The 7,513-nt window shown below is 69.3% G+C and carries 7 protein-coding genes; 1 reads left to right on the top strand and 6 read right to left on the bottom strand.

Annotated elements, in window-relative coordinates; translation table 11 throughout:
• Positions 1-478, top strand: a 478-nt coding sequence (locus tag ABDJ85_RS16885; RefSeq protein WP_430765563.1) for a type II secretion system protein GspD, incomplete at its 5' end; no start/stop codon positions are given.
• 3 nt (positions 479-481) lie between these two features.
• Here ABDJ85_RS16885 and ABDJ85_RS16880 read toward each other — a convergent pair.
• From ABDJ85_RS16880 to ABDJ85_RS16855, 6 genes are all read right to left on the bottom strand, one after another.
• Complete coding sequence (locus tag ABDJ85_RS16880) at positions 482-2,389, bottom strand: right-handed parallel beta-helix repeat-containing protein (RefSeq protein ID WP_347705958.1); 1,908 nt, start codon at positions 2,387-2,389, stop codon at positions 482-484.
• A gap of 126 nt (positions 2,390-2,515) precedes the next feature.
• On the bottom strand, positions 2,516-3,397 hold the full coding sequence (locus ABDJ85_RS16875) for a DMT family transporter (protein WP_347705957.1): 882 nt from the start codon (positions 3,395-3,397) through the stop codon (positions 2,516-2,518).
• Positions 3,394-3,894, bottom strand: coding sequence for a methylated-DNA--[protein]-cysteine S-methyltransferase (locus ABDJ85_RS16870; RefSeq protein ID WP_347705956.1), 501 nt, complete (start codon positions 3,892-3,894; stop codon positions 3,394-3,396). The genes ABDJ85_RS16875 and ABDJ85_RS16870 overlap by 4 nt, the downstream gene beginning before the upstream one ends.
• Positions 3,891-5,363 (bottom strand): DNA-3-methyladenine glycosylase 2 family protein, encoded by a 1,473-nt coding sequence (locus ABDJ85_RS16865; protein WP_347705955.1) that lies wholly within the window; start codon positions 5,361-5,363, stop codon positions 3,891-3,893. The genes ABDJ85_RS16870 and ABDJ85_RS16865 overlap by 4 nt, the downstream gene beginning before the upstream one ends.
• Positions 5,364-5,449: 86 nt before the next feature.
• Complete coding sequence (locus ABDJ85_RS16860) at positions 5,450-6,199, bottom strand: LytR/AlgR family response regulator transcription factor (RefSeq protein WP_347705954.1); 750 nt, start codon at positions 6,197-6,199, stop codon at positions 5,450-5,452.
• On the bottom strand, positions 6,196-7,362 hold the full coding sequence (locus tag ABDJ85_RS16855) for a sensor histidine kinase (protein WP_347705953.1): 1,167 nt from the start codon (positions 7,360-7,362) through the stop codon (positions 6,196-6,198). The genes ABDJ85_RS16860 and ABDJ85_RS16855 overlap by 4 nt, the downstream gene beginning before the upstream one ends.
• Between the last annotated feature and the right edge of the window lie 151 nt (positions 7,363-7,513).

Below are 7,513 nucleotides of genomic sequence, written 5' to 3'. Positions count from 1 at the left end.
GACGCCCTTCTTTAGCGGCATTGCGCTGGACGTGACGCCGCAGATCGACGCGGCCGACACCATCACCCTGCACATCCACCCCTCGGTCACCAGCGTGACCGAGAAGGTCAAGCAGGTGGACCTGGGCACCATCGGCAACTACCGGCTGCCGCTGGCCTCCAGCAGCGTCAACGAGACCGACACGGTGGTGCGCATCCCCGACGGCCAGATCGTCGCCATCGGTGGCCTGATGCAGACCGAGTCCAGCCAGCGCGGCTCGGGCGTGCCGGGCACCAGCAGCATCCCGCTGCTGTCCAGCCTGCTGGGCAACCGCGCCACCTCGGGCCGCAAGCGCGAGATCGTGGTGCTGATCAAGCCCAGCATCATCCGCAGCGCCGAGGACTGGGAACAGCACAACCGCGCGGTGGCTGACTCCCTGGCCGACAGCGAGGGCAAGCGCCGCGTCATCACGCTGAGCGGCGCGCCCGAGAGCAAGTAGCGCTTAGCGCGCGGCCGGCAAGGCCCCCGGCACATGCGGCACATCCGCCCAGCCCAGCACCTTGCGGGCCTCGGCAGGCACAGGCTGCGCGGGCACGGTGGCGGGCAGGCCCACCAGCTCAAAGCGGCGCATCTCCGGGCTGCGGAAGACGACACCCGCATGCTTGGTGAACGCGCGGCTCTTAGCCTCAAGGCCCGGCACCGCCTTGCGGAAGTCGTCCAGGCCGTCGAAGAAGCTCATGCAGTTGGCATCGGCCACCGTGGCCCAGGACACCAGTGGCCGGTTCGCGGCCTCGGCTGCGCCCATGCGCACATAGACATTGCCGTCCACCTTGCTGGACATCGGCGCCGTCACCTTGCCGCACAGCATGGGCGGCTGCTCAAAGCGCAGCAGCGCGATGCGGGCGGGGCCCCAGCGCCCGCTGCTTGGCGCATCGTTGGCCACCATGAGGTTGCCTTCGAAGACATGGCCGACGCGCTCATCCACGCCAGGGCCGGTCGTGGGGTGCCAGCCAAAGTGGTCGCCGACATTGCTGCGCTGGTCACGGGCAAATAGGGCCGGTGAGTTGACGAAGGTGTTGTGATAGACCCGCGCCCCGCTGCTGTTGAGGATGCGGATGCCGGCCTCGTTGTTGACGAAGACATTGCCCGCCACCACCACGCCCTTGGAGATCTCGAAGAACAGGCCGGCCTGGGCGCCCTCGATGTAGTTGTTGACGAACACGCCCTCGACATTGCCCACGTCGTACCAGACCGCGTTGGAGTGCGATTGCTCGACGATCAGGTTGTCGCGCACGGTGACGCGGTAGGACTGGTTGAAGATCTTCACCGCCGACGGGAAGATGCCCGTCAGCCGCTCGATGTTGTTGCGGCGGATCAGGTTGCGCTCCAGCAGCACGTCGGCAGAGCCGATCACGTAGATGCCTTCGGTGCCGGTGTCGCTGATCAGCGAGTTGCGGATCACCAGCTTGTCGCCCCGGAAGTAGCCCGCCACGCGCGAGCAGAAGCTGATGCTGACGTTCTCCAGCAGCGTGCCCACCACCTCCTTGCCATGGGCCGACTCGGGCGAGATGCCGATGGGGTCGTCGGTGGGTTCCTCGTTGGGGCCGGCGGCGGGGCGCTGGCCTTCGATGTCGATGGCGCGGTAGGCGTACTGGGTGAAGCTCAGCCCCCGGATCTGCGGGCCCTTCTTGTCGGGCGCCTTGCCGTGGATCTCGCGCGTGGTGCGGTGCAAGGCCACGTCATGCGCGGTGATCTCGACCTGCTTGCCCTTGGGGTCGAAGCCCAGGTAGACATAGCCGTTGGCGTAGTCGATGTAATAGGTCTTGGGGCCGAGTTCGCCCTCCCAGCCGGCGGACTCGAGCAGCTCGCCGTCCACAAACACCATGTCGTTGTTGAAGCGGTGCAGCGGCGTCAGCTTGCCCTCGCTGCGGCGCTGCCACCAGCCCAGCGGCTGGGCCGGGAAGAGCTGGCTCCACTTGGTACGCCAGACGTTCTGCGGCAGCGCCTCCCAGGTGGTGGCGAGCTGCGTGCCCTTGAGCACCGGCTGCTCGCCCAGATAGGGCTGCAGGGTGATGCCTTGGTTGAACTTCAGGCTGCCCGTGCGGTAGGTGCCGCCGCGCAGCACGATGGCGTCGCCCGTCACCACCCGCGTCACGGCCGCTTCCAGCGTGGTCGGCTCGGCCACAGTGCCGGCCGCATCGGCCTTGCCATCCGGCGCCACGACGAACACATGCGCAGCCTTGGGCAGCGCGTAGCTCTGAGCGACCGGGCCATAAGGCCCGCCCGAAGGCTGGGCGCCAGCCCCAAAGGCCAGGCCGGCCGCCATAGCCAGCAGCCAGGTTCGAATGCGGTGCCCGCCGGCCTTGGGGGCCTGGGCGCAAGGGTGGGTGTCAGGGGCTGAAGCCGTCATGCTGTCTCCGTGGGAAGAATTCTGATAGCGCTTGCAGGTAGCGCTACCAAGCCGCGCAGACCGAAAGCTAACACGCGCACGGCGCCCTTGGAAACCGGCGGGAATTGCGCCGGCTTCAGCGTGACTTCAACGTGGCTTCGGGCCAATCAACCCCACGGCCAGCGCCAGGCCCAGCATCACCACCGCGCCGCCCCCCAGCATCCGGGCGCTGACCTGCTCGTGCAGGAAGAGCCCGCCCCAAAGCATCCCGAACACGGGGATCAGGAAGGTGACCGACACCGCCTGCGTGGGCCCCACGCGCTGCAGCAGCCTGAAGTACATGACCAGCGCGATGGCGGTGCACAGCAAGGCCAGGCACAGCGCACTGCCCCAGGCCGCCGGCCCAGGCAGGGTCTGCGGCCAGTGCCACACCGCCAGCGGCAGCAGCATCAGGCTCGCAGCGGTCTGGCTGCCGGCCGTCACGGTCAACGCCGGCACGTTGGCCAGGTAGCGGCGCGTGGCATTGGCCGAGACGCCGTAGCACAGCGTAGCCACCAGGCAGGCGCCCACGGCCCAGAGGCCGGCGTGGTCTCCCCCGGGCTTGAAGCTCACCTGCTCCCAAGCCAGGAAGCCCACCCCCACAAAGCCCAGCGCGAGGCCCAGCACACGCCAGGCGCTCAAGCCTTGGCGCAGCCAGACAAAGGCCACCACCGCCGTCCAGAGCGGGGCCGTGGCATTGAGCAGGCTGGACATGCCCGCCGAGATCGACAAGGCCGCAAACGAGAACAGCACAAAGGGCACCGCGCTGTTGACGGCGCCCACAAAGACCAGCGCCCGCCAATGCGGGGCCAACCCCGCCCACTGCCGCCGCCAGGCCAGCAACCCCATCAACCCCACGCTGGCCAGGCCCAGGCGCATGGCCACCAGGGCAAAGGGCCCGAACTCCGGTACCGCCACGCGCATGAACAAAAACGACGCGCCCCAGATGGCCGCGAGCAGCACCAACTCCAGCAAGTCCGACGGCTTCATGCGGTGTTCATACCTTCCAGCGCCAGCAAGGCGCGTTTGCGATCCAGACCGCCAGCGTAGCCGGTCAAGCTGCCATCGGCCCCCAGCACGCGATGGCAGGGGATGAAGATCGAGATCGGGTTGCGCCCCACCGCTGCACCCACGGCCCGCGCCGCCGAGGGCTTGCCAAGGGCGCCGGCCAGCTCGCCATAGCGGCGCAGCTGCCCGGGGGCGATGGCACGCAGCGCGGCCCACACGGTGGCCTGGAAAGGGGTGCCTTGCGGATCCAACTGGGGCAGCGTCGGATGGCGACCCGCAAAGTAGTCCGCCAGGGCCTGCTCGGCCACATCGAAGACAGCGTCTGTTTCGGTCCTCTCGGGCACAGCCAATGCGCCGGGGTGATGCGCTTGGCCGTCAAACCACAGCCCGGCCAGGCCCAGGCTGCTGCGCGCCATCAACACAGGGCCAAGCGGCGTGCGGGTGCGGCGTTGGGCCACCAGATGCGTAAGTCGGGTCATGGGGCGGTTCTCCAGAGTTCGAGCACGGCATAGCTGCCAAAAGGGCTGAAGCGTGCGGCGGCCGCCGCCTCAGCGCGGGTGGCGGCCGCGCCGCGCTCGGTGATGGCGAGTTGCTTGCGCAGCACCACGTCGGCGGGCGGGAAGGCATCGGGCCAGCTCCAGCCTCGCATCAGTATGTAGTGCGCCGTCCAGGGGCCGATGCCGGGCAGTTCGCACAGCTCGGCCAAGGCCTCGGCCACGCTGCCTTCGCGGGCCAGCGTCTGCTGGGCATAGCGCAGGCGCGGCCAGGACTCGGCCAGCGCGCGCAGGGTCTCGGCGCGGCGGCCGGTGATGCCGAGCGCCGCAATCTCGTCGCGCGTCGCAGCCGCGACCGCCATGGGCTGCGGGAAGAGCCGCCGCCCATGGGGCAAGGCCTCGCCCAGCCGGCCCACCAAGCGCCCGGCCAGGGTGCGGGCTGCGGCCACCGTGATCTGCTGGCCCAGCACAGCGCGCACGGCCAGCTCAAAGCGGTCCAGACAGCCGGGCAGGCGCAGGCCCGGCAGGCTGCTGGGCAGCAAGGGCTGCAGGTGCGCAGCGATGGGGCCGGGGTCGGCATCCAGGTCCAGCCAGCGGCGCACCAAGGCCACCACGCGGCCCACGGCGGGCCAGAGGCTGGCGTCCAAGCTCAGCAGCACCTCACCAGCCGCCTCGTCAAAGCGCACGGCAAGGCCGCCGGCATGGCGCACGCCCTGCACGTCAAGCGCCAGGCTGCGCTCGATGCGCCGCCCCGCCACATCGACCTGCTCCACCTCCGGAACCGCCCGCGCAGCCAGGAATTTGAGCAAGGCGTCCACCGCCAACGGCGGCCGGTAGGCCAGACGCAGGGTTGGCTCCGAGCCCGGCGCCGGCGCGCCGCGCTGCGCCCTGAGGCGGCTGGGTTGCAGGCGGTAGTGCTGCACAAAGGCGGCATTGAAGCGCCGTAGGCTGGCAAACCCGGCGGCGGCGGCCACGTCCTGCACGGGCAGCGCGGTGTCGGTCAGCAGGGCCTTGGCCAGTAGCAGGCGCCGCGTCTGCAGGTATTGCAGCGGCGTCACGCCGTGCTCGGCAAGGAAGATGCGGCGCAGGTGCCGGCTGGTGATGCCGAGGTGTTCGGCCAGTTGCTCGATGCTGGCCTCCGCGTCGTCACAGGCCTCCAGCCAGGCGGCGGCCTGGCGGGCCAGGGTGCGTGAGGCGTCCATGGTGGTCCAGGCCAGGCTGGGGTCAGGCGGCGCCAGCTCGGGGCGGCACTTCATGCAGGGCCTGAAGGCCTCGGCCTCGGCCTGCGCGGCGCTCTCGAAGAAGCGGCAGTTCTCGCGCCTCGGCGTGCGCACCCGGCAGATGGGCCGGCAGTAGATGCCCGTCGAGGTCACACCCACGAAGAGACGCCCGTCAAAACGGGCATCGCGGGCCAGCACGGCGGCGTAGGCGGCATCGGGGGCGAAGGCAGGCATGGCGGCCATCTTAGGCAGGCTCCGCCGCCGGGGCTGGCCGTTTTCGGACATCCAAGCCCGGCTTATGCCACGGGCCGGCCGATGGTCTACATCGCCTTGAACAGATGCACGTAGGCCCGGCTCACGGGCAGCTCGCGCGCATGGCCGCGCACTCGCACGAAGAGGCGGCTGGCCTCGTCGCGGCGCGTGCCGGCCAGGTGGTCGAGGTTGATGATGGTGGAACGGTGGATCTGCCAGAACAGTTCGGGGTCCAGCTGCTGCGCCAGCTCGGTGATCGGGGTGCGGATCAGCAGCTCCTGGCTGGCGGTCTGGACCACGGTGTATTTGTCGTCGGCATGGAAGAACAGCACCTCGTCCACGGGCACCTGGTGCATCAGCTCGCCGTGTGCGGCGCGGATGAAGCGCAGCCGCGCCGCAGTGCTTGAGCCGCCCGGCAGCAGGCGCTTGAGGGTCTCGGCCAGCGCAGCGTCGTTCGAGGCCGGCGCTGCCTGGCGCAGGCGGGCCACGGTCTGGGCCAGGCGTTCGGCCTTGAGGGGCTTGAGCAGGTAGTCCACGGCACCAGTCTCGAAGGCCTGGATCGCGTACTCGTCATAGGCGGTCACGAAGACCACGCGCGTCGTGCCCTCGATGCCCTGGGCCACCTCCAGCCCCGTGAGGCCGGGCATCTGGATGTCGAGAAAGGCCAGGTCGGGCTCCAGCTCGGCGATCAAGCTGGCCGCTTCCTCGCCGTTCTGCGCCTGGCCCACGATCTTCAGCTCGGGCCAGACCTGGGCCAACTGGTTGCGCAGGTACTGGGCCAGATGGGGTTCGTCGTCAGCAATGAGTGCGGTGGTCACAGACAAGCCTCCGGGGCCTTGGGTATGGGTGAGAGCGGCACGCGCAGCCGTGCGCAAGTGCCGGCGGGCGTGTGGTCAGGGAAGCGTTGGCTCAAGACCAGGCTGGCCTGGGGGCCCCAGCGGTTCTGCAGGCGTTCGCGGATGTTGGCCAAGGCCACGCCATTGCCGCGGCGGCGGCTGCGGGTGGCGGCGTCCAGGCCTCGGCCATCGTCGAGCACGTCGATCACCAGCTCGCCACCCGCTCGCCAGGCCTTGACGACCAGCTCGCCGCCCTTGATCTGCGGCTCCAGGCCGTGGTGGATGGCGTTCTCGATCAGGGGCTGGATCAAGAGCGGCGGCAGCGGCTGGCTGGCCAGGTCAGGCTCGCATTCGATGCGAAAACGCAGGCGGTCCTGCATGCGGATCTGCATCAGGCTGAGGTAGGCCTCGGCCATGGTCAGCTCCTGCGCCAGCGTGGAGGCTTCATGCCGGAGCTGCTGGAGGCTGGCGCGCAGGTAGTCGGTGAAGCGCTCCAGCATCAGCTTGGCCGTGGCCGGGTCGTGGTCGATCAGGCTTTGCACATTGGCCAGGGTGTTGAAGAGGAAGTGCGGCTCGATCTGCGCCTGCAAGAGCTTGAGCTGGGCCTCGGTGGCCCGCGCCTGCAGGGCCTCGCGGCGCCAGCGGGCACGGTAGAGCAAGCCGGCCAGGGCCGTGATGATGATGGCCACCCCCAGGAAACTGCCCCAGAAGGTGCCATTGCTGGTGACCGTGGGCAGGTTTTGCTGGTTCCAGATCAGGTCGACAGCGCGCAGGCCGATCAGCATGCCCACGGCACTGCAGGCAACCGAGAACGATGAGAAGAAGAGGCCGGTGCGCCAGTCGCGCCAGGCCATGATGGTGTCGATCCAGCGGGCGGGCACGCCCAGCTCAAAGCTGCGGAAGGCGGCAAAGAAGGTGCTGGTGATGCAGGCCGCCAGCACCAGATGGCTGGGCAGGTCCAGCGTCCACCAGAGCTCTTGGCCCAGGCGCTTGTGCTTGAGGCCTTCCGACACCGCGAACACCAGGGTGAAGCCGGTCAGCCACAGCAGGTAGACGGCCACCCGCGCCCAGGCCGGGTCGGTGCGGTGCTTGGTGAGCCGGCCCTGGTTGCGCAAGGCCTGGCGGAAGACGGCGAAACGAGACATGCCGCGCAGTGTAGGAAGCCCCCAGCCCGCCGCCTGGCAAGCCCGACGAATCGACAGCGCAGGCGACGAATCACCAGGGGGCAGGCCGCAGCGATGGCTCCCAGGCGCTGCCTACAATGGCCCGAACCCCTTCCCTCCTCCATTTCCACCC

The organism is Roseateles paludis (assembly GCF_039872745.1).
GTDB classification, from domain to species: Bacteria; Pseudomonadota; Gammaproteobacteria; order Burkholderiales; family Burkholderiaceae_C; genus Pelomonas; species Pelomonas paludis.
Note: the sequence above shows the minus strand (reverse complement) of the source record. Positions and strands in the feature narration are given on the sequence as shown.

Coding starts and splice junctions, on each gene's coding strand:
- ABDJ85_RS16855 (WP_347705953.1), bottom strand. CDS start 7,362: ATGTCTCGTTTCGCCGTCTTCCGCCAGGCCTTGCGCAACCAGGGCCGG.
- ABDJ85_RS16870 (WP_347705956.1), bottom strand. CDS start 3,894: ATGACCCGACTTACGCATCTGGTGGCCCAACGCCGCACCCGCACGCCG.
- ABDJ85_RS16875 (WP_347705957.1), bottom strand. CDS start 3,397: ATGAAGCCGTCGGACTTGCTGGAGTTGGTGCTGCTCGCGGCCATCTGG.
- ABDJ85_RS16880 (WP_347705958.1), bottom strand. CDS start 2,389: ATGACGGCTTCAGCCCCTGACACCCACCCTTGCGCCCAGGCCCCCAAG.
- ABDJ85_RS16865 (WP_347705955.1), bottom strand. CDS start 5,363: ATGCCTGCCTTCGCCCCCGATGCCGCCTACGCCGCCGTGCTGGCCCGC.